Origin of the sequence: Xanthomonas sp. BRIP62418 (assembly GCF_003993495.1) — a bacterium.
Lineage (GTDB): Bacteria > Pseudomonadota > Gammaproteobacteria > Xanthomonadales > Xanthomonadaceae > Xanthomonas > Xanthomonas euroxanthea.
The window spans coordinates 34,193-56,502 of record NZ_QEZG01000049.1; the positions used below are offsets into that span (position 1 = coordinate 34,193).

A 22,310-nucleotide genomic window follows, 5' to 3' on the forward strand; every position below is an offset into this window, starting at 1 on the left:
CCGTCACTCCCCTCCCCGGCCCACGTACCGCTGGTGGGACCGGCACCGGCATGCCCGGCAGACTGACGACATAGTGTCGCACCGCACCGGGCATTTATTACATATCTGAATCGGTTGCCTGCGGAACACTGCAGTCCGCACAGGCGCGGACCGCAGCGGCTTTTGTGTGCGCAGCGCGCGCTGCGCGCCTCAGAAGCGGTGCGACATGCCCACATACACCTGCGCGTCCGGGGTGCGGTCGTTGAGGCCGAAGTTGGCGCCCACATCCAGCTGCAGCAGCGGATTGAGCAGATACGCAGCGGCGATGTCGGCCGAATACTGCTCGATGGTCTGCGCCGGGTCGCGGTTGATCGACGACCACACTTCCACCGCCATCGATAACTTTGCGGTGAACGGATGCGCCAGGTTGATCGCGTTGACGATGGCGACATGCTTGCCGCTGCCATCGCTGTCGGCCAACCAATCCACCTCGGGCCCGAAGGTCAGCGAGAAACTGTTGGGCAGCACGAAATTGATCGGCAAGGCGACGCCGCCTTCCCACTCGTCGTTGCCCAGGCCGGTGCGCGCGGTCGGTGCCTTGACGAACGGCAGCAACGCCACGCTGGCGGTATCGCTTTCGTAGAAACGCGCCTTCATGCGCAGGAAGATATCGCCGCCGCCGCTCAGGCTGCTGCGCGCGCCGGTGGCGCGGTCGGTGGTCTTGACCTGCAGCTGCGGTGCCCAGTTCAGCTGCAGATCGATGCGGTCGCTGACGCCGTATTTGAGCGTGGGATTGGTGAAGTACGCCGTTTCGACGCGGGTGGCGGGCTGGCTGTCGCGGGTGTAGCTGCCGATATCGGTCTCCAGCTGCCAGGCGCCGGTTGGCACGGTACAGGTGGAATTGGCCTTGGTCGGGCGATCGGTACACAGCGCCGCTTCGGTGGCCTCTTGTGCCTGTGCCTGCAGCGCGAGGCTGCACAGCACGCCGGCCAGGGCGAGGCTCAACAAGGGGACGCGTCGTGCGCGGGTGGAGCGGTGGGAGATGGCAGTCAGCATTGCAGTGGTTTCCATGGCAAGACGCTGGACAGCTCGCGTGAACGGTCAGCGTTGGGGAGGGGGAATGCGCGTGGATGTCGAACGACTGCATGGCCGCCTGATGGCGGCGTGTTGCCAATCGATCTTATAGGCGTCGGCGGGCCTGAAGACGCCGTCGGTGACAAAAGCGGCCTCAACAGTGTGCGGATGTCGCACAGCGTGATGTGAGTCGCTTTTCCACGCCCATCGTGGATGGGGTTACGTGGTGCGAGGACGTGCGCGGTGGCGCGTCATCGGGATCGATCGAGGCATGCGGTCGCCGTGGTGCACCCATCGGTGCGGGAGACGGCACGATACGGAGCAGTGGCATAAAGTCGCTATGCACGCGGCCGGCGCAGGGCGTAAAGCCGGCGCAAAGGCGCTGCGGTGGTGCAGACGCGATGGCCTGGGCGTTGGGCGTGCGTTGCCTGAGCGCAGGCGTGTAAGGCGTCGCCGGATTGCAGCTGCGCGCGTGTCGGCCGATCAGCAGGTCAGCCGGGCGCGCCGATGTCGTTGCCCTGCATCGACAAGGCAGATCTGCTCACGGCAGCAATGCACGAGCTTGCAGGGATGTTTGAATTGAATATGCCGCTGTGCGGTCGCAGCGCCGCTTCGGTGCACCGTGCCGTGCCGGCATGCTGCTGCACTTGCGCGCTCGGCAGCAGGGCCGCATTCGAACCGCGCCTCTTGCGAGGCAATCAGAACCGCGGCAATCCGGTCAATGCCACAACAAAAAACGGACACGCATCCAGCGATGCGTGTCCGTCCAGAGGCAGCGCGCAGGCACATGCCTTAGTGAAGCGTCACCCTCAGGCGGTCTGTTCGCCGCGCTTGCCAACGCGGTACAGCAGCCAGCCGACCAGGGCGAGGATCGCCAGGCCGAACCATTGGTTGAGCTGCAGGCTGGCCGGCAACGCCAGCACATCGGCACGGCTGGACAGCACGATCGGCACCGCGATGGCGATTCCCATCAACGCCTCGCCGGTGATCAGGCCGGCGGCGAACAGCACGCCCGGGCGGTGCACGCGGTCGCGGCCTTCCTCGTCGTCGGCGCGGATCTTGTGGAAGCGTTCCACCAGATGCGCGATCAGGCCGCCAATGAAGATCGGCACCATCAGCTCCAGCGGCAGGTAGATACCGATCGCCGCCGCCAGCACCGGCACGCGGAAGCGCTTGCCGGTCTTCTTCAGCCATTCGTCCAGCGCGATGATCGCCGCGCCCACGCCGGCACCGATGGCAATCATCGACCACGGCAACTGCCCACCGAACAGGCCCTTGGCGACCGAGGCCATCAGCGTGGCCTGCGGCGCAGCGAGCGAATTTGGATGCTGCGGGGTAGCCGGGCCGATGCCGTAGGCCTGCGCAAGCAGGTTCAGCACCGGTGCCATGATCAGCGCGCAGGAAAACGCGCCGATGCCCAGCATCAGTTGCTGCTTCCACGGCGTGGCGCCGACCAGATAACCGGCCTTGAGATCCTGCAGGTTGTCGCCGCCCACCGCTGCCGCGCAGCACACCACCGCGCCGATCATGATCGCCGCCACCGCACCCAGAGGCGCGGCGCCGATGCCGACCGGCACCAGGCCATCCTTGCCCAGCAGCAGCACCAGCACTGCCGAGGCGAACAGGATGGTGGAGATGGTGATACCCGAGACCGGATTGTTGGACGAACCGATCAAGCCGGCCAGATAGCCGGACACCGACACGAACAGGAAGCCGGCCACGATCATGATGATGGTCATCGGGATCGACACGTGCCACTGCTGCACGATTGCCTGGTACAGGCCCAGCAGCGGCAGGGTGCACAGCACCAGCGCCACCAGCATCCACTTCATCGGCAGGTCGCGTTCGGTCTCGGCAACCACACCGCCACCGCTCTTGCGCGCGGCGGCGAAGCCGCTCTTGACCCCGGACAACAGCGATTTACGCAGCGAGAACAGCGTCCACACGCCGCCGATCAGCATCGCGCCGACACCGAGGTAACGGATCTTCGCGCCCCAGATGCCGAATGCCGTATCGGCCGCCGGCGCGCCGACCAGGCTCTGCGCCAGTGCCGGGTCGCTGCCCATGAAGAACTGCTGGTACAGCGGAATGGCGATATGCCAGGACAGGATCGACCCGGACAGCACCACGATGCCGACATTCAGCCCGACGATGTAGCCCACGCCCAGCAGCGCCGGCGACAGGTTGGTACCCAGATAGCCGACCAGGCGGCTGCTGCCCAGGTAGGTGGCCTGCGCCCAGGTGTCCGGGATCACCCGCAGACCGCTGGCCGCACCCAGCTTGACCAGCGCACCGATGGCGCCGGACATGGCCAGGATCTTCAGGCCCGGGCCGGGATTCTCGCCGGCCTTGAGCACCTCGGCCGCGGCCTTGCCTTCGGGGAACGGCAGCGGGTCTTCGACGATCATCGAGCGCCGCAGCGGCACCGAGAACAGCACCCCGAGCAACCCGCCCATGCCGGCGATACCGAGCACCCACCAGTACTTGAAGTCCGGCCAATAGCCCATGATCACCAGCGCGGGAATGGTGAAGATCACCCCGGCCGCGATCGACGAACCGGCCGAGGCACCGGTCTGGACGATGTTGTTTTCCAGAATGGTGCCGCCGCCGAGCAGGCGCAGCACGCCCATCGAGACGACCGCGGCCGGAATGGCGGTGGCGATGGTCAGGCCGGCAAACAGGCCCAGATAGGCGTTGGCGGCCGAAAGCACCACCGCCAGCACGATGGCCAGCACGACGGCGCGGAAGGTGAGCTGGCGCGGTTGCGCGTCATGGCTCATTGGGCAGTTCCCCTGTGGCAAAAAATCCGCACCACGCTAGCGCCTACGCAGGGTTCCGTCCAGCTGCGCCGCGGCGTGACAGTGTGCGTGATGTGGCGACTGGAATGCCTGAAGGTGTGTCCACCAGGGCGGCAGGCGTGAATCAACGCGTGCCAGCGGCTGCATCGTCATATCGGGGATCTTCTACCGGTGACGATGCGTCGGCTGCTGCACCGACGCTGGCAGCGTTGGCGCGGCCGTTCGCCGCAGCAGGCGCGCCAGCCACACTGGCTCAATGAAAATCGCGCGAGGGCAGCTGCATGTCGCCGAGCAGGTCGCTGAGGTCGTGCAGGTCGCCGGCGATCAGGTGCTCCACGCCGTCCACGCGTTCCCAGCGGCCACGCACGGCCAGCAGGCGCGATTCCAGCAGTGCGCGGCGGCGGCGCAGCGCCAGGTGCGACCAGACGATGACGTTGATCATGCCGTGCTCGTCTTCCAGGGTGACGAAGATGGTGCCCTTGGCAGTGGCCGGGCGCTGGCGCTGGGTGACCAGGCCGGCGACATGCACGCCGCTGCCGTGGCGGCGTCCCTGCAATTCGCGCAGGCCGAGGATGCGCCGTTGCCGCATCTGCGGGCGCAGCAGCGCCATCGGATGCTGGCGCAGACTCAGGCCGACCGAACGGTAATCGGCCAGGATCTCCTCGCCTGCGCGCGGTGCTTCAAACTCCACCACGCGTTCCTGCGGGCTGCCCGGCAGCAGCGGCCGGCGTGCTTCCACGCCGGCCATCGCCCAGCGCGCGGCATTGCGGTTGCCGACCATGCCCTGCAGGGCGCCAGCTTCGGCCAATGCCAGGCGTGCCTTTTCGTCGAGTGCGGCGCGCAGGCACAGATCGCCGATATCGGCGAAGGCCCGCTGCGCGCGCGCGGCGACAATGCGATTGGCCACCACCTCCGATAACCCGGCGACCTGGCGCATGCCCAGCCGGATCGCCGGTTGTTCGCCGGGGTCTTGGTCGCTGCGCCAGGGCCGGCCACCGACCAGCGTGTTGTCCCAATCGCTGTGCAGCACATCCACCGGCAACACCTCCACGCGCGCGCGCTCGGGACTGCCGCGGCGCGCGTCCTGCACGATCTGGCTGGCCGAGTAGAAACCCATCGGCTGCGCATTGAGCAGCCCGCAGGCGAAGGCCGCCGGCTCGTGGCGCTTAAGCCAGCAGCTGGCGTAGACAAGCTTGGCGAACGAGGCGGCATGGCTTTGCGGGAAGCCGTAGGAACCGAAGCCCTTGATCTGCTCGAAGATCTGGTCGATGAAAGTGGAGGCGTAGCCTTTGCCCTGCATGCGCTCACGCACCCGCGTACGGTGCTGTTCCATATCGCCGCCGCGCCGCCAGGCCGCCATCGAGCGACGTAGATTGTCCGCTTCGCTCTCGCTGTAATCGGCAGCGTGCATCAGCAGTTCCATCACCTGTTCCTGGAACAGCGGCACACCGAGCGTCGGTTTGAGGATGTCCTCCACCTCCGGCGAGGGATAGTTCACCTCCTCGCGGCCCTGCCGCCTGCGCAGATACGGGTGCACCATATCGCCCTGGATCGGGCCGGGGCGCACGATCGCCACTTCGATCACCAGGTCGTAGAACACTGCGGGTTTGAGCCGCGGCAGCATCGCCATCTGCGCGCGCGACTCGATCTGGAACACGCCGACCGTGTCGGCGCGCTGGATCATCTTGTAGGTCGGCTTGTCGTCGCCTGGCAGCGTGGCGATGCTGTAATCGCGCCCGCGGTGGCCCCGCACCAGCTCCAGCGTCTTGCGGATGCAGGTCAGCATGCCCAGCGCCAGGCAATCGACCTTGAGCAGCTTCATCGTTTCCAGGTCGTCCTTGTCCCACTGGATGATGGTGCGGTCGGCCATGGCCGCGTTTTCCACCGGCACCAGCAGCGACAAGGGCTCATCGGAGATGACGAATCCGCCCACATGCTGCGACAGATGGCGCGGGTGATCGCGCAGGTGTTCGGTCACGACGAGGACCTTGTTGATCAGCGGGTTGGCCAGATCGAACCCGGCCTCTTCGATGCGCTGTTCCATGGGCGTTTCGCCATTGCCCCAGCCGTAGCAATTGGCCAGCAGCGCGATCTGGTCCGGCGGCAGGCCGAAGGCCTTGGCCACATCGCGCACCGCGCTCTTGCCGCGATAGCAGATCACCGTCGCCGCCAATGCCGCGCGTTCGCGGCCGTACTTGTTGTAGACGTACTGCAGCACCTCCTCGCGGCGTTCGTGCTCGAAATCGACGTCGATGTCCGGTGGTTCGTTGCGTTGTTCGGACAGGAAGCGCGCCATCAACAGACGCGTTTCATCCGGGTTGACCGCCGTGATGCCCAACGCATAGCACACCGCCGAATTGGCCGATGAGCCACGGCCCTGGCAGAGAATCTTCTTCGACCGTGCGAACTGCACCACGTCCTGCACGGTGAGAAAGAACGCCTCGTACTTCTTGTGCGCGATCAGCGCCAGTTCCTTCTCGATGACGGCGCGTACCTTTGCCGGCGTTCCATCCGGCCACCGCTCACGCATCCCCTCTTCGGTGAGCTGTCGCAGATAACTGGCCGGCGTATGTCCTTCCGGCACCAGCTCGCGCGGATAGGTGTATTCAAGCCTGGAAATATCGAAGCTGCAGCGCTGCGCCAGGTCCACGGCAGCCTGCAACAACGCATCCGGGTAGATGTTGCCCAAGGCCCGCCGCGTGCGCAGATGGCGCTCGCCGTTGCGGAACAGATGCGCGCCACACTCGGCCAACGGCAAGCCGTGGCGGATGGCGGTCAAGGTGTCCTGCACGATGCGCTCGCGCCGCTGCGCCATGTGCACATCGCCGCTGGCCAGTGCGCTCATGCCCAGTTGCTGCGCCAGCACCTGCAAGGCAAGCAAGCGCGCCGCATCGTCCTGTTCGCGATGCAGCTCCACCGCCAGGAATGCACGCGCGCCGAACACCTGCTGCAACCAGGTGCCCTGCCCGGCCTGCGGCTGCGTACCGGGCAACCACACTGCGAACACGCCGGGCTCCACGCCGCGAAACTGTGCCTCCACCTCGGCACGCCCCAATCGATAGGCGCCCTTGCTTGCCGCACGCCGCGCGGTGGTGATCAGCGCGCACAGCTGCGGATAGCCGTGCGCGTTTTCCACCAGCAGGACGAAGCGGGTGCCATCGACCAGGGTGAACTCGCTGCCGACGATCAGGCGCACGCCGGTGGCGCGCGAGGCTTCCAGCCCGCGCACGATGCCGGCCAGAGAGCACTCGTCGGTGATCGCCAGGGCGCTGTAGCCGCAGTGTTGCGCGCGCGCGAACAACTGCTCCGCGCTGGAGGCGCCACGCAGGAACGAGAAGTCCGACAGGCAGTGCAGCTCGGCATACGCGGGCAGCCCATCGGCAACCATGGCATGGGCGATGTCGTCGTTTGCGGCGCGCAAGCGCGCGGCGACCGTCCAGCCGCGCGGCATGCGCCCACCGGGCGTATCGCGGTCCACGCCATCGACGGCGTCATCCCAGCTCATGCGCGCACACCATCAGCCTCGCGCTGCCAGCGCACGGGTTTTCCAGTGCGCTGCAGGTCGATGCGTTGCCGTTGCCGCTTCGCTGCGCGGCATCGGGCGCCTGCGCCACCGCTGCGACGACCGGCCCGGCAGGCAGTGCGCCGGTGCTGCAACGGGATGGATCGGATCATGCAAACCACCCGTGCAGCATCCAGCCATCGACACGGCCTGGTGCGGCAAACACCCAGGCCTGCCGCCCGCGTGCGGTTTCCACCACGTAGTAATCGCGACGCGCCTCGTCGTCGTCCCACCAGCCGCTTTCCAGCCGCTCCGGGCCGGAGACGATGCGCAGCTGGGTCTCGTGCAGGGGCACCGGTTGCGGCAGCAGCCAGGTCGGGCGTGGCGGACGTGGCGGCGCACCGGTTTCGCGCACCGCATCGCCAATGGCGCGCCGCCAGGCGCGTTCCGGGCGCGGGTCGTCGGCCGGCAGTACGCGATACACCGCCTCGTCGCCGAGCCGCGCACGCAGGCGCTCGCGCAGTTGCGGCCACTCCACCGATTGCTGCGCACGCTGATCGAACAGATCGCGCATGGCCGGCACGAACGGCGGCAGCTGCCGCGCCAGCAGGCGCATCGCCACCACCGGCCGCGGGATCTCCACCCGCTCCAGCCGGTTGCGCGCAAGCTCGAACAACAGCGTCGGCGCACGTTCCGGGGTGAGCAGGCCGATCTCGACATCGGTGGCGCCTTCTTCGTGTTCCAGCCGCAGCAGGAACCGTTGCACGCCGCCGTCGCGGATGGACAGGTAGGTGCACAGGTCGCCGATCAGGCGCCGCAGCGGGAACAACAGCGCAGGATGCATTTCCACCTCGTAGCCGAGTTCCACCCGCTGGTCGAAGTGATCCGGTGGTGCGTAACACTCCAGGGGGGCGTCGACCTGGCCGTAGAGGCGGTCCAGATGCTCGAGCAGGCCCGCACCGAACCGCCGGCGCAGCCCATCGCGCGGCAACGCGCGCACCGCCGCCAGCGTGCGCACGCCCATGTGCTGCAGGCGCTCACCGGCATCGCCCGGCAACGCGGCGCGGCGTACCGGCACCTGGTCCAGCGCGGCGTGCAAGGCCGGCAACTGCGTCACCACCATGCCATCGCGCAAACCGGCCAGCACACGCGCGGCACGCGGTGTCGGTGCCAGGGCAAGCCGGTGCTGGAAGCCCAAGGCCTGCAGTTCATCGCGCAGCCGACGCTCGAAACGCGGCCACGGCCCGAACAATTGAAAACTGGCGCCGGCCTCCAGCACGATGGCGCGCGACCATTGCTGGCTCACCAGCGAACTGTGCCGGTACGCCCACGCCGCAAGAAACCGCTGGGTGCGCGCCTCGGCCTGCGCCTCGTAGTCGATGGTGCGCACAGTGGCCATCAGCGCATGCGCCGCCGACAGCCGCATGCCGGCTTTCAGGCCGGCGGCGGACGCCGCTGGATTGACCGAATGCAGGGTGCGCAACTGCGCCGGCCCTTCCACCAGCACCAGCGGTGCGTCAGGCTCTTCCAGGCGCCGAAGGACGGCGTCCAGCGCCAGCTGCGGCAGCAAGATGCAGGCCCACAACATGCGCGCGCCTCAATGCGCCAGCCGCAACGGCTGCGACGGGACCTGCCCGCCGCGGCACTTGCGCACCTGCCAGGCATCGCGCTCGGGCAGAAATTCCAGCCGCAGCGCAGCCGGCGATGCATTGACCGCATGCTTGCGATCGCGCAGCGCGAACGCGCAACAGTTGCCGCTGTCGGCGGCGACTTGCAGCCGCCGCAATGCGCGCGCATCGCCGGTCTGCGGCCAGCCCAGTACCGCCGCGCAGGCCCCGCTGCGCAGGCATTGCTCGAACGCCCACAAGGCATCGCGCGGCTCGGCCTGCACCACTTCCAGATGGTCCAGCACCACCCCGCCCGCCTGCCAGGCCGGCGCATAGGGAATGAACGGCGGCGCCACCAGCACCACCCGGCTGCTGGCGCCGGTCATGCGCGCCAGCGTGGGCAACAGCAGCGCGATCTCGCCCACGCCGTGCGCGGGCAGCAGCAACTCGGTCAGTGCCCGCCGCGGCCAGCCGCCATCGGGCAGCAATGCGTCCAGTGCCGCATGCCCGGTGGATTCGCCGCCATGGGCGATGGCGGTGCCGTGACCTGCGCGCCATACCGTGCGTGCGGCCAGCAAGGCGTCCAGCGGCAGGGCGACTGCCGCGTTGCCGTCCTGCCTGATGCGCGCGGGCTCCTGGCTCATCTCAACCCTGCCGGATCAGACCGCAGTACAGCCCTTCGATCGCGAAGTCGGCATCGGCGGCCACCACGATCGGCGCATGCGCGCGGTTGCGCGGCAGCAGGCGGATGCGTTCGGCACCACGCTCCAGCCGCTTGATGGTGATTTCGCCATCCACCCGCGCCACCACGATCTGCCCATCGCGCGCCTCGCTGCTGCGATGCACGCCGACCAGATCGCCGTCCAGGATGCCGTCGTCGATCATCGAATCGCCTTGCACCTGCAGCAGATAGTCCGGGCGCAACGAAAACAGCGCACGGTCCAGCCACAGCTGCCGGTCCAGGCCGATATCCGCCCCGATCGGCACGCCGGCCGCCACCCGCCCCAGCACCGGCAAGGCCAGCAACGCATCGCGCGCGGCGCCGCCCGGCATGCGGATGCCCCGCTTCTGATTGGGCAGCAACTCGATCAAGCCGGCCTCGGCCAGCGCCTGCACGTGCTTTTGCGCGGCATTGCGCGAGGCGAACCCGAATGCCTGCGCAATCTCGGCCAGGCTGGGCGACACCCCTGCGCGGGCCTGCTCCTGCAGGAAAGCCAGCACGGCCAGACGCTTGGGAGAGAGAGGTTCCATGGGAGTGCAACGGCCGGACGGGGCAAGGTGTACATTTGTACACCTATCGGTCGCAGCAGGCGAGATTGGCCCGTGCAGGTTGCTGAGCCGCTTCAGCCAGGACCGGCCTGCGCCCGGCCGGATACGACCCACCGCCGGGCCTGGCCGCGCTGGCCGCTGCGCTTGCGCCTGGTTTATCGCGCACGCATCCGTCTGGGATGGCAACAAGCGCACCGCTGCGGTCGCCGGCGAAAACCGTCATCGTGCTCAATGGCGCTGCGCTGTTAGCCGGCGATCCGGAACTCTACGGCAGCTACATCGGGCTGGCCGACGTCACGATTGAAGCACCCGCCTTTGCCGATTGCTTGCGGCCGCCCGTGCAACCCCGGCAGCAGGAGCGGGTCCACCCATCTGCGGCGTACTACCGCCGAGGTCACGGCGCAGGCTCACTCTCAAGAACCTTGCTCTGAAGAACCTCGGGGCGCTGGGACATCGCGCGTGGCCAGGCGCCCGCCCTCTCGTCGGGCGCCCAAGACGGCAGCAGCATCGATCAGCTCTCGCGCGTGCTCGCCGGCCGCTTCCGCGTCGCCGCCGCTTTCCTGGCGGCAGCCTTGCGCACGCCAGGCCCCTTGGTCTTGGCAGCTTTCTTGGCCGCTGCCGAGCGGCTGCTGGAACTGCGTTTGGCCGCTGCACTCCTGGCCTGGCGCGACAGCGCCTGGGTGCCGGCAACCTGCTTGGCGGTGGTCTTCTTGCTGGCCGTCTTCAAGGCCTTCTTGGCGCCTGCCGACCGCGTGGGCGAGGTCTTCTTGGTGGCGTTCTTGGCGGCCTGTTTCGTGGTCTTCTTGGTGGCCTTCTTGGTGGCCTTCTTGGCCGGCTGTTTCGTCGTCTTCCTGGTGGTCTTCTTGGTGGCCTTTTTCGCCGTCTGCTTGGTCGCTTTGCGGGTGGTCTTGCTTGCGGTCTTGGCGGTGGTCTTCTTGGCCGCCTCGCTGTCCTGCGCCGCCTTTTTCCTGGTGCTCCTGGAGGCGCTCTTGGACGGCTTGGCATCCACGCCATCGCGGCGCGCCTTGGACAGGCCAATCGCAATTGCCTGCCTGGTGCTCTTGGCACCATGCTTGCCTTCGCGCACGTGGTCGATTTCTTCTTTGACGTATTCACCGGCCTGGGTACTGGCCGACTTGCCCTCGCGCTTGTCCTGGGCGGCCGCGCGCCGCGTCTTGGCTTCTGGCATGGGGATGCTCCCGGTGCGTTGTGACGTGCCGATGTAAGCAACCGCCACGTCAACGCATGGTCGACAACGCGCTTGCGGTTGAACAGCACGCCGTTGAACAGCATGCCGTTAAACAGCACGCTGCCAGCCTGCATCCATCGCGTTGCTTGTCAGCCTTCGCCTGCCGGCAATGGTTCGCCCTGCGAATCGTAGGCTGGCGGGTGATAGAAGTTGACCGTCTTCAGCGGCGTGTCACCGGTATTGCGAATCTCGTGCGCCTGGCCACGCTCGATCGCGATCAGGCTGCCGGCCTGCAATGCCTGCGTGTGGCCATCCACGATGGCCTCGCCCGTGCCGTCCACCACGAACAGCCATTGGTCGGCGCCGCGATGGCGATTGTCCGGGCCACCCTCGCGATCGCCCGGTGCCATCACCATTTCTGCCGCCTGCACCTGGCGCAGCGAAAACAGCACCTTGAAGGCGTTGCTCAATTCCAGCGTTGCGTACTGCATGCGCGCGTCTCCTCATCGGTTGCGCCGATGCTGTCGCCGCACACGTCAAGGCGGCGGCAATGCACTTGGCTATTGGCTGCGGCAGTACCAGTCCCAGATCACATCGGGCAGATGCGCCTGCAGTGGCAGCTCCAGTGCGCGGTAGCCATCCAGCACATCGCGCAGCATCTGTTGCGCTGCGGTGGGCCCGGTGACGCCGTCGAGTTCATCCTGGCTCAACTGCAGCAGCGACCAGTCGTACAGGCGATCGATCCGCTGGGCCATTGCCGCCTGCAGCCAAGCCTGGAGTGCGAACACGCGATACCCCTGCTGCTCCAGCTGCGCCACTGCCACCTCGAGCGCCTGCCCCACACCACGAAACCATTCGGTGTGCCCGCCCGCCGCACTGCGAATCGCCAATGGGGCCGGTGCGTTGTGCTCACCCAGAGGCCGGCGCAGTTGCAGTTCCAGATCCCGCGCATCGCGTTCGCGCTCGGCTTCCACCAGCACGCCGCGCTCCAGGTCGAAGAACGCAAACCAGCGCGGATGCAGGCTGCCGATGCGGCCTAGCGGGTCGCGCGAAAAGCCGATCTTGCAATGGTCTTCCCACTGGCACGGGAACACATAGGTGAAGCAGCGGCCGTCGATGGCCACCTTGTCACGGCGCAATTGGATACTCACTGGCCTGCCTTGCGCTGCGCCTGCGACTCACGCGGTTGATGATCCTCGACCGGCGGCTCCCAACCGAACACGCTGCGCCCGCCATAGCGATGCGCATCCACACGCTCCTGCGCGATATACGCCTCCACCGACGGACCGCGTGCGCCGGCCTCCAGCCGACGTGCCTGCGCATCCAGCCGCGCGATGGCCTGCAGCCGCTCCTCGTTGCCGAGCCGGGCCTGCTGCATCGCCTGCTTGAGCACGCCGATGGTGTGATCCAACACGCGCGTTGGCACCGGGAACGGATGCCGGTCCTTGCCGCCGTGGGCAAGCGAAAAGCGCGCCGGGTCGCTGAAACGACACGGGGTGCCATGCAACACCTCGGCCACCATCGCCAGCGAACGCACGGTGCGCGCGCCCACGCCCGGCACCTGCAACAGCGCGGTGAAATCGGCGGGGCCGCACTCGGCCGCAGCCGCCAGGCTGGCGTGCAGCCGGCGGGTGATCACGTTTTCGCTGCGCACGTCGTGATGGCCGGGCATGCTCAGATGCGGTTGCTGCGCGGGGTCCCAGCCCTGGCCTGCAAACAGGTCACCGGTGACCGGCGCCTGCGCCACAGCAGGCGCAACCGGTGCCTGCGCGGCGTCGATGCGTTGCCACTCACGGGCAAGGCGATCCGGCGGCAGCGTCTGCAACAACGCCACCTGCGCCGCACGCGCGGCAGCGGCGCGATGGTCGGCCAGGTTGACGATATTGCCCTGCTGCGGCCCGTCGATGGCCGCATGCGGCGCATCCACAAAACTGCCCAGCCCTTCCGACAACCAGTGATAGCGGCGCGCCTGCTTGCGTTGCCCGTTCATGCCCTGCTGCACCACCATCCAGCGCCCGTCGTCGCTGACGATGAAACTGTGCAGATACAGGTCGAAGCCATCCTGCACCGCGGCGCTGTCCACCTTGGCCACCAGGCGACTGGCCTGCGCCAGCGCAGCGCCATCCAGCCCGACCCCATCACCTACCGCAAGCAATTCGGCCGGCGTTGCGCGCGAGTGCCGCCCGCGCCCACCGCAGACATGGATGCCGAGTTCGCCGGACAACGGCGTGAGCCCGCGCTTGAGTGCGCCCATCACGCTGGTGGTGATGCCGGAGGAATGCCAGTCCATCCCCATCACCGCGCCAAAGGACTGGAACCAGAACGGATGCGCAAGCCGCCGCAACAATTCATCGCGCCCATAGGTGTGCACGATCGCCTCGCACATCACCGTGCCCAGGCGCGTCATCCGCTCACCCAACCAGCGCGGCACGCGCCCGCCATGCAGCGGAAGATCGGCACTGCCGCCGCGCCGGCTCATTGCAACCTCGTCGTCATCTGCACAGGATACCGAGACCGCCGTCGCACGCCGTGCGATTGGCGTGGACCGCAATAACGCGCAACTGACGAGTTCAGTTCCAGCGGGCCTCTGAAACCGGCGCGGCGAGCTCGGCCCATTGCCATCGCGCAGTGCCGCGCATGCCCGGGCATCACCCACGTACCGATGTGAACACCATCACCGCATTGCCTACACCCTGCGTTGACCGTCGCGTGGTCAAGGTGAAGGCCCTCTCAGCCATCGCCACGGGGCTCGCATGAATGCCACTCCCGCCGCAGCCCGTGACACGGCGCCGGCCACCGCCACCACTACCGCGCCAACCTACCCGGTCAACCTGCGCATCAATGGCCAGCCTTACCAATTGCAGCTCGAAGCCTGGGTCAGCCTGCTCGACCTGCTGCGCGACCGGCTCGACCTCACCGGCACCAAGAAAGGCTGCGACCACGGCCAGTGCGGTGCCTGCACGGTGCTGGTCGATGGGCGCCGCATCAACAGCTGCCTGACGCTTGCCGTCATGCAGGACGGCGCCGAGATCACCACCGTCGAAGGCCTGGCCGAGGGTGACCAGCTGCATCCGCTGCAGCGCGCCTTCATCGACAACGACGCCTTCCAGTGCGGCTATTGCACGCCCGGGCAGTTGTGTTCGGCGGTGGGCCTGATCAAGGAAGGCAAGGCACACGACCGCGACCAGGTCCGCGAACTGATGAGCGGCAACCTGTGCCGCTGCGGCGCCTATCCGCAGATCACCGATGCGGTGATGCAGGTCATGGGCAAGCCCAGCGACAGCAGCGACAGCGCCGCCACGCCATGGACCCCAGGGACGGTGCCGGCATGATTCCGCTCACCTACACGCGCGCGGACTCCGTCGATGCGGCCCTCACTGCGTTGTCGGTGCGTGGCAGCGACCCGCACCCGGTGCCCGCCGAAGCCCCGGTGCGCCTGATCGCCGGCGGCACCAATCTCACCGACCTGATGAAGCTGCAGCTGATGCGGCCGGGTAGCCTGGTCGATATCAATCGCCTGCCGCTGGACAGCATCAGTGCGCTCCCCGATGGCGGCCTGCGCCTGGGCGCGCTCGCGCGCAACGCCGACACCGCTTACCACCCGGACGTGGAAACGCGTTACCCCTTGCTGAGCGCGGCGATCCTGGCCGGCGCCTCGCCGCAGATCCGCAACATGGCCAGCAATGGTGGCAACCTGCTGCAGCGCACGCGCTGCCTGTATTTCTACGACCACGCCACTCCGTGCAACAAGCGCGAGCCTGGTACCGGCTGCTCGGCCATCGGCGGGCTCACCACCTACAACGCCATCCTCGGCGCCAGCGCGCAGTGCATTGCCACGCACCCGTCGGACATGTGCGTGGCCCTGGCTGCGCTGGACGCGGTGGTGCACGTGCAAGGCCCCAATGGCGAGCGCGACATCCCGTTCGCGCAGTTCCACCGCCTGCCCGGCGAGCACCCGGAGCTGGACAGCACGCTGGCCCCGGACGAGCTGATCGTGCATATCGACCTGCCCGATGCGCAGCGCTTCGTCGCGCATAGCGCCTACCTGAAAATCCGCGAGCGGCTGTCGTATGCATTCGCGCTGGTGTCGGTGGCCGCCGCGCTGGACCTGGCCGAGGACGGCAGCATCCGCGAGGTGCGCGTTGCCCTGGGCGGCGTGGCGCACAAGCCCTGGCGCAATCCCGACGCCGAGGCGCAGCTGGTGGGCAAGCCGGCCACGGCCGAGAGCTTCGGCATCCTGGCCGATGCCCTGCTGCAGGGTGCGCAACCGCAAGGCAAGAACGCCTTCAAGCTGCCGCTGGCACGCCGCGCGATCGTGCGTGCGCTGGACGTCGCCCGCGAGGGCACCATCGACAACCGCGGGCGAACCAGCGCGCTGGAGGAAGCGCCATGAACGCACGCAGCACCGATGCACCCGACAACGACCTGAGCCCGCCGGTTGCCGACAGCGGCACCGGCTATCGCCCCACCGGCACCGGCGTCACCCGCATCGACGGGCGCGCCAAGGTCACCGGCCAGGCACGTTATGCCGCCGAATGGCCGGTGCCCGACCTGGCCTACGGCGTGGTGGTCAACAGCAGCATCGCCAAGGGCGAGATCGTCGCCTTCCATCTCGACGCCGCGCGTGCGGTACCCGGCGTGCTGGAGATCGTCACCCATGAAAACCGCCCGCATATGCGCGGCATGGACGTGTTCTACAAGGACATGACCGCACCGGCCGGTTCGCCGTTCCGTCCCTTGTACGACAACAAGATCCTGTACAGCGGCCAGCCGATCGCGCTGGTGGTGGCCGACACCTTCGAAGCGGCGCGCCATGCAGCGCATCTGGTGGAAGTGGAACTGCTGCAGGACCCGCACGACACCAACCTGATGACCAACCTGGACCGTGCGCACAAGCCCAAGGCCATGAAGGCCGGTTTCTCGCCGCCCCCCAAGGACAAGGGCGAGCCGGACAGCGCCTTCGCCAATGCCGCCGTCCAGGTGCAGGCCGACTATTACAGTGGCGTGGAGCACCACAATCCGATGGAGCTGTTCGCCTCCACGGTGATCCGCGACGCCGACGGCCACTTCACCATCTACGACAAGACCCAGGGCTCGCAGAACAGCCGCTGGTACGTCTCGCATGTGTTCGGCCTGAGCAAGCGCAAGGTCACCGTGCGCAACCCCTACGTGGGCGGCGCCTTCGGCTCCGGGTTGCGCCCGCAGTACCAGTTGCCGCTGGCGGTGATGGCCTCGATCCTGCTGGACCGCTCGGTACGCGTGGTGCTGACGCGGCAACAGATGTTCACCTTCGGCCATCGCCCGGAGACGCTGCAGCGGCTCAAGCTTGGTGCCGACCGCGATGGCCGCCTGCAGGCGATCTGGCACGAGGCCATCGCCGAGACCTCGCGGATCGAGGACTACGTCGAGGTGGTGGTCAACTGGAGCGGGCAGCTGTATGCCTGCGACAACGTGCATCTGGGCTACAACCTGGTGAGCCTGGACCAGTTCAGCCCGATGGACATGCGCGCCCCCGGCGCCGCACACGGCGTGCATGCGCTGGAAGTGGCAATGGACGAGCTGTCCTATGAATTGGGCATGGATCCGCTGGCGCTGCGCCTGAAGAACTACGCCGAGGTCAACCCGGCTGACGACAAGCCCTACTCCACCAAGGCACTGCGCGCGTGCTACCAGCAAGGCGCCGAGCGCTTCGGCTGGGCGCAGCGCCCGTTGCAGCCGCGCGCACGCAAGGAAGGCAACGAATGGGTGGGCTGGGGCATGGCCACCGGGCAATGGGATGCGATGCAGATGTTTGCGCGCGCACACGCGGTGCTGCACGCCGATGGCCGGCTGGTGGTGAGCAGCGCAGCCAGCGATATCGGCACCGGCACCTATACGGTGATGGCGATGATCGCGGCCGAAGCACTGGGCCTGCCGCTGGAACAGGTTACCTTCCAGCTGGGCGATTCGACGCTGCCGGTGGCACCGATCGAAGGCGGCTCCTCGCACGTGACCACGGTGGGCTCGGCGGTGGATGGCGTGTGCGGCAAATTGCGCGCGCGGCTGCTGCGGCTGGCGCAGGCGTTACCGAATTCGCGCTTCACCAAGGCCAAGCTGGACGAGGTGGTCTTTGCCGATGGCACGCTGGCGTTGCGCGCCGACGCCGGCACCACCATGGCCCTGACCGAGCTGTTGCGTGCTTCCCAGCTGGAACAGATCGAAGACAAGTTCCTGCTGCTGCCCAATGTGCTCAAGCAACGCAACTACACCCGTGCCACCCATGGCGCGGTGTTCGTGGAAGTGCGGGTGGACGAGGAGCTCGGCACGGTGCGGGTCACCCGCGTGGTCAGCGCCGTTGCCGCCGGGCGCATCCTCAACCCGATCACCGCGCGCAGCCAGATCGTCGGCGGCGTGGTCTGGGGCATCGGCCAGGCGCTGCACGAACACACCCAGTCCGATCACCGCTTCGGCCGTTTCATGAATCACGATTTTGCGATGTATCACGTCTCGGCCAATGCCGACATCCACGACATCGATGTGATCTTCGCCGACGAGGACGACCGCATCGTCAGCAGCCTCGGTGCCAAGGGCGTGGGCGAGATCGGCCTGGTCGGCGTCTCGGCGGCGATCTGCAATGCAATCTTCCATGCCACCGGCAAGCGCATCCGCAGTACCCCGATGACGCCGGACAAGGTGATGGCGGACTGAGGCCTGCACTGCAGGTGCCCGCGCGCGCCCCTCAGGTAGAGCCATCTGCCTGAGGGCGGACGCGCCAGCAGTGTGCTGGCGCTGCAGCGTCTGCGGCAACCGCAGGCGCAACAATCCGGTCAGCCGCGCGTCGGTGGTGCCGAACAGGACAGACGGCGCGTCCAGCTGATTGGAGGATGGGTCTTTCGGAGGATCCAGCGTCAGCGGCACAAAAGTGCCGCTGGCGGTCGACGCATTGCGCCCAACCGACCATGCCATGCACTCAGGTGCGCGTGGCCGCCAGAAAATGCGCGCGGTCCTGCTGGGTGCGGCGGCGGATCTCCGCCAGTGCATCGCTTTCGGTTGCTTCCAGCATGGATTCGAACAGGCGCTGGAAATGGTTGCGCATGGCCGTGCGTGCCGCCATCGGGTCGCGTTGCTGCAGGGCCTGCAGGATGGCGGTGTGTTCGTCCACACGGGTGGCGCCGTCGTCGTGGCAGACCCGCGCGTACACCTCGCGCACGCGCGGCAACTCGTTGCGCATGCGCCAGATCAGCTGCACGCAGTGCGCCACCACCGGGTTGCCGCTGATCCGCGCGATCGCCAGATGGAAGGCGCGGTCGTAGTCGGCGGCGGCCGCATCGCTGAGCCCTGGTGCGGACAGCGCCTGGATCATGCCATTCAATTCATCCAGCTCCGCATCGGTGATGTGGCTGGCCGCCAACGCGGCCGCTTCCGCCTCGATCACCGCGCGCGCGGCGGTCAGCTCGAACGCGCTGACATCCGGCAAGGCGCCCTCGTCCGAGGCCAGGCGTGGCTTGACGTACACGCCCGAGCCGATCTTGATCACGATGCGGCCCTGCGCCTCCAGGGCGATCTCGGCCTCGCGCACGGTCACGCGGCTGACGCCGAAGCGCTCGGCCAACTCGCGTTCGCCAGGCAGGCGCGAGCCGACCGGGAATTCGCCCGTGTCGATCAGCGCGCGGATCTTGGCGGCAACGGAGTGGTACAGGCGGTTTTCGGACATCGGCGACTCAAACCCTCAAGGTGATCGGCCCGGCACGCGGGTGCCGGACAGGTGGCGCGGCGGAAACCGCGCCGGTGGCGACGCTAGAACCGGTAGCGCACCCCCAAATAATAGCGTCGCCCGTAGGTGTTGTACTCACGGAAGCTGCCGGGCACCGGCATGTCGGAGATCCGTGGCTCGTTGGTCAGGTTGGACGCCTCCAGCGACACCGACAGCTGCGCATTGAAACGGTAGCTGGCACGCAGGTCCAGGGTGCCGCTGTCGCGCACGTAGCGGTTCTGCGCCGGGGCACCGACGAACTTCTGGAAATACTCCGAGCGGTACTTGTAGATGGCCTGCAGGTCGACCGCGCCGATGGCGTAATACAGCTGGCCGGAGAACACGTGCCGCGACAGGCCGAAGATGTTGGCCGGCGCGACGATGCCGCCGCTCACCAGCCCGGTCGCCGGATCGATCTGGTCGCCCAGGCGCAGATCCTGGGTCTTGTAGTTGGAATCGGCGTAGTTGTAGCTGAGCTTGACGCCCAGGCCGTCGAATGGTGCCGGCAGGTAGGAGAAGCGGTGGGTGCCGGTCAGCTCCAGCCCGGTGAGATCGCTCTTCTGCCCGGTGGTGACGTCCTGCACCACCGGCACCACCACCGACGTGCCGTCGATGACGAAGCGTTCGTCCACCACCGTGGGCACCGCGCCCCCGGTGAACTGCTTGTAGTAGACCGCGGCGCTGAGCAGGGAGTCGGCATTGGGGTACCACTCCAGCGACACGTCCGCATTGGACGACAGCAGCGGCCGCGTGCGCGGATTGCCGGTGGCGGTGATGCTGCCGATCGCCTCGCCGACGGTCGTGAACTCGGTCCCCGGTTCCAGGATGAAGGTGCGCCCGGCAGACAGCGCCACCAGATCCGGGCGGGCCATGGCCCGGTACAGCCCGAAGCGCAGCTGGGTCTGGTCGGTCAGGCCGATGTTGGCGTTGAAGCTGGGCAGGAACACGCGGTTGGACGCGCGCACCGTCTGCGCGGCGAAGCGTCCGGTTTCCACCAGCTGGATGGTGCCGTCGGGGTTGTCGATGACGTCCAGCTCGCCGCGCAATCCCACCGAGCTCACATCGGTGCGCACCCAGCGCACGCCCAGGTTGCCATCCAGCGGCAACCCGAACAGCGTGCTGGCAAATTCGCCCATCACGTACAGCGCGCGGGTCTTTTCTTCCACGTCGGCGTCGGCGGTGCCGCGCGGGTCGGCATTGCGGCCGGTGTCGTCCACGCCGGTAATGGCGCCGAACAGACAGCGGCTGTCGAAGGTGGCCCATTGCTGGATGGTGTTGCCGCTGGCGCCGGAGAGGAAATCCTCCTGCGGGAACGGTTGCCGGCAGGCCAGGTTGGCGGCGCGGATCGTGGCCGCATCGGTGACGTTGCGCTCGACGCGGTCGTCCAGGTCGCGGTAGGTCGCCTCGGACAGGCGCACGCCACCCTTGATGGAGGTGAGCAGCCCGCTTTCCGGGGTGAAGGCGCCATCGAAGCGCCAGGCCCGGATGGTGTGCTCGCGGCGCAACTCGTCGCGGCGCGCACGCGCGGCCGCGCTGAAATTGTCCGGGTTGTTCAGGTCGAACGCAGGATCGACCACGATCCCCGGCACATCGCCGGCATAGGTATAGGTGTAGTCCACGCGCTGCCCGTTGATCCCGGGCACGCGGTTGCCGTTGATGTCGGTGGCATTGGAGCGCAGCCGCATCATGCGGTCGATCTCGCTGCGCTCGGTGCGCGAATACGACAGGTCGGTGGACAGCATCCAGGCCGCGTTCGGGCGCCATTCCACGCGCAGCCCGCCACCGCGGTACTGCTCGTCGCGCACCTTGTAGTCGGTGGACGATTCCACCGTACTGCTGCCGGTATGGCCGAGCAAGGCGCCGTTGTCGCCCACCTGGCGGTTGTTGAGGTTGCGCAAGGTCTCGGAGAAATTGAGCTCGGCGCGGTCTTCGGTGACGGTGCGCTGCGAGTCCTGGTAATCCAAAGCCACGTCCAGGCCGTCGAACGGCCGCCATTGCAGCGCCGCGAAGGCGGCATCGCGTTGATCGTGTTCGCTGATCTGGCGGTACACGCGACTGCCGGGCGCCAGGTAGTACGGCGTGCCCGCCTGCACCTGCGCCGGGGTCACGGCGGTGCAGTTGCGGCTGGCGCCCACCACCTCGTTGGCGTTGCAGGCCGTCCAGGTGGAGCTGCTGCTCATCACCTCTTCCGGGTTGGTGCCTTCCAGCCGCTGCAGGCCGAGCGAGACCCCCAGCTTGCCGGCCCCGCGCAGGTCGAACTGGTCCAGGTAGCTGACGGTGCCGCGCCAGCCCACGCCATCGGCGTCGCGCAGCTTGCTGTCGCCGTCGGCATAGGTCGCCCGCCCGTCCAGCTGCACGCGGCGCTTGCCGAATTCCAGCGGCCGCACGGTCTGCATGTTGACCGTGCCGGCGATGCCGCCTTCGACGAAATCGGCGCGCTGGGTCTTGTAGATCGCCACGGTGTTGATGAGTTCGGAGGGGAACTGGTTGAAGTTCACCGAGCGGTCGCCGCTGCCGTTGCTGGCCTCGCGTCCGTTGAAGGTGGCCGAGCCCAGGAACGGCCCCAGGCCACGGATGGAAATCTCCGACGCGCCGCCCTTTTCGCGGTGCGTGGCCGCTCCGGTGATGGTCTCGATCGCCTCGCCGATCGACAGCGCCGGCAGATCGCCGATGTCCTCGGCCGACAGCACGTCGGCCACCACCGTCTGCTCGCGCTTGCTGTCGATGGATGACTGGATCGAGCTGCGGATGCCGGTGACCTTGACCTGGTCCAGCGTGGTGGGCGCCTGCTGCGGCGGCGACTGGGCAGCATTGGTCTGCCGGGCCATGGCCACGTGTGTGCCGGCCAGCGCAACAGCGCCCAGCAGTGCCTGCGCCAAGACGGTCCGACTAACTGGTATACGCAATTGGATTATTTCTGTGTATCGCACAATTCCTCCTCCCAAAGGATGCTCGAAAGCGAGCGCGATGGAGATTCCACGGGGATACACGGCAAGTCAATCATTTCTTTGATTTACCGAGCGAGCCACCTATCTAGGCCAATTTTGGGACAATTTTTGTGCGTACGCAGCATGACATTCAGTGTTTCCCGAGCTTCAATAGCGACCAACTGGACTACTCTTTTGGTTGACGATCCAGCCTGCACTGTTACCCTCGGCCA

At 67.3% G+C, this 22,310-nt stretch carries 15 protein-coding genes and 1 pseudogene; 4 read left to right on the forward strand and 12 right to left on the reverse strand.

Going from position 1 to position 22,310, the window contains the following annotated elements; all coding sequences use genetic code 11:
• Positions 1-189: 189 nt before the first annotated feature.
• From EO174_RS18455 to lexA, 6 genes are all read right to left on the reverse strand, one after another.
• Positions 190-1,032 (reverse strand): transporter, encoded by an 843-nt coding sequence (locus tag EO174_RS18455; protein WP_126946921.1) that lies wholly within the window; start codon positions 1,030-1,032, stop codon positions 190-192.
• A gap of 830 nt (positions 1,033-1,862) precedes the next feature.
• Positions 1,863-3,833, reverse strand: coding sequence for an oligopeptide transporter, OPT family (locus EO174_RS18460; RefSeq protein ID WP_104582397.1), 1,971 nt, complete (start codon positions 3,831-3,833; stop codon positions 1,863-1,865).
• Between the two features lie 271 nt (positions 3,834-4,104).
• Positions 4,105-7,356 carry an error-prone DNA polymerase gene (locus tag EO174_RS18465; protein ID WP_164740261.1) on the reverse strand — a complete coding sequence of 1,084 codons (3,252 nt, stop codon included), beginning with the start codon at positions 7,354-7,356 and terminating at the stop codon, positions 4,105-4,107.
• A gap of 166 nt (positions 7,357-7,522) precedes the next feature.
• Positions 7,523-8,941 carry a DNA polymerase Y family protein gene (locus tag EO174_RS18470; protein ID WP_126946577.1) on the reverse strand — a complete coding sequence of 473 codons (1,419 nt, stop codon included), beginning with the start codon at positions 8,939-8,941 and terminating at the stop codon, positions 7,523-7,525.
• Positions 8,942-8,950: 9 nt separating this feature from the next.
• Positions 8,951-9,604 (reverse strand): translesion DNA synthesis-associated protein ImuA, encoded by a 654-nt coding sequence (imuA, locus tag EO174_RS18475; protein WP_164739239.1) that lies wholly within the window; start codon positions 9,602-9,604, stop codon positions 8,951-8,953.
• 1 nt (position 9,605) lies between these two features.
• Positions 9,606-10,211 carry a transcriptional repressor LexA gene (lexA, locus tag EO174_RS18480; RefSeq protein WP_104582395.1) on the reverse strand — a complete coding sequence of 202 codons (606 nt, stop codon included), beginning with the start codon at positions 10,209-10,211 and terminating at the stop codon, positions 9,606-9,608.
• A 125-nt stretch (positions 10,212-10,336) separates the two neighbouring features.
• Between lexA and EO174_RS23270 the strand changes: the two are divergent.
• A pseudogene (locus EO174_RS23270) lies at positions 10,337-10,660 on the forward strand (hypothetical protein); the annotation flags it as partial.
• 80 nt (positions 10,661-10,740) lie between these two features.
• Here the strand turns inward: EO174_RS23270 and EO174_RS18490 are convergent.
• From EO174_RS18490 to EO174_RS18505, 4 genes are all read right to left on the reverse strand, one after another.
• Entirely contained in the window at positions 10,741-11,418 is a 678-nt protein-coding gene (locus EO174_RS18490; RefSeq protein ID WP_126946580.1) for a DNA-binding protein, read from the reverse strand.
• Between the two features lie 149 nt (positions 11,419-11,567).
• On the reverse strand, positions 11,568-11,909 hold the full coding sequence (locus tag EO174_RS18495) for a cupin domain-containing protein (RefSeq protein WP_126946583.1): 342 nt from the start codon (positions 11,907-11,909) through the stop codon (positions 11,568-11,570).
• Between the two features lie 69 nt (positions 11,910-11,978).
• A complete protein-coding gene (locus EO174_RS18500) occupies positions 11,979-12,569 on the reverse strand; it encodes a GIY-YIG nuclease family protein (RefSeq protein ID WP_126946586.1) in 591 nt (196 codons plus the stop codon).
• Positions 12,566-13,897 carry a DUF763 domain-containing protein gene (locus EO174_RS18505; RefSeq protein ID WP_126946589.1) on the reverse strand — a complete coding sequence of 444 codons (1,332 nt, stop codon included), beginning with the start codon at positions 13,895-13,897 and terminating at the stop codon, positions 12,566-12,568. Before EO174_RS18505 ends, EO174_RS18500 begins: the two co-directional genes overlap by 4 nt.
• A gap of 274 nt (positions 13,898-14,171) precedes the next feature.
• Here EO174_RS18505 and EO174_RS18510 point away from each other — a divergent pair, with 274 nt between their 5' ends.
• From EO174_RS18510 to EO174_RS18520, 3 genes are read left to right on the forward strand one after another with little or no spacing between them, the layout of a single operon-like run.
• Positions 14,172-14,750 (forward strand): (2Fe-2S)-binding protein, encoded by a 579-nt coding sequence (locus tag EO174_RS18510; RefSeq protein ID WP_126946592.1) that lies wholly within the window; start codon positions 14,172-14,174, stop codon positions 14,748-14,750.
• Positions 14,723-15,811: a xanthine dehydrogenase family protein subunit M gene (locus tag EO174_RS18515; RefSeq protein WP_164740262.1), complete on the forward strand. Its 1,089-nt coding sequence runs from the start codon at positions 14,723-14,725 to the stop codon at positions 15,809-15,811. Before EO174_RS18510 ends, EO174_RS18515 begins: the two co-directional genes overlap by 28 nt.
• Complete coding sequence (locus EO174_RS18520; RefSeq protein WP_126946598.1) at positions 15,808-18,105, forward strand: xanthine dehydrogenase family protein molybdopterin-binding subunit; 2,298 nt, start codon at positions 15,808-15,810, stop codon at positions 18,103-18,105. Before EO174_RS18515 ends, EO174_RS18520 begins: the two co-directional genes overlap by 4 nt.
• Before the next feature lie 262 nt (positions 18,106-18,367).
• On the opposite strand, the gene EO174_RS18525 is transcribed toward EO174_RS18520, so the two are convergent.
• Both EO174_RS18525 and EO174_RS18530 read right to left on the reverse strand, forming a co-directional pair.
• Positions 18,368-19,111 carry an FCD domain-containing protein gene (locus EO174_RS18525; protein ID WP_104582388.1) on the reverse strand — a complete coding sequence of 248 codons (744 nt, stop codon included), beginning with the start codon at positions 19,109-19,111 and terminating at the stop codon, positions 18,368-18,370.
• A gap of 83 nt (positions 19,112-19,194) precedes the next feature.
• A complete protein-coding gene (locus tag EO174_RS18530) occupies positions 19,195-22,029 on the reverse strand; it encodes a TonB-dependent receptor (protein ID WP_241240046.1) in 2,835 nt (944 codons plus the stop codon).
• Positions 22,030-22,310: the final 281 nt, after the last annotated feature.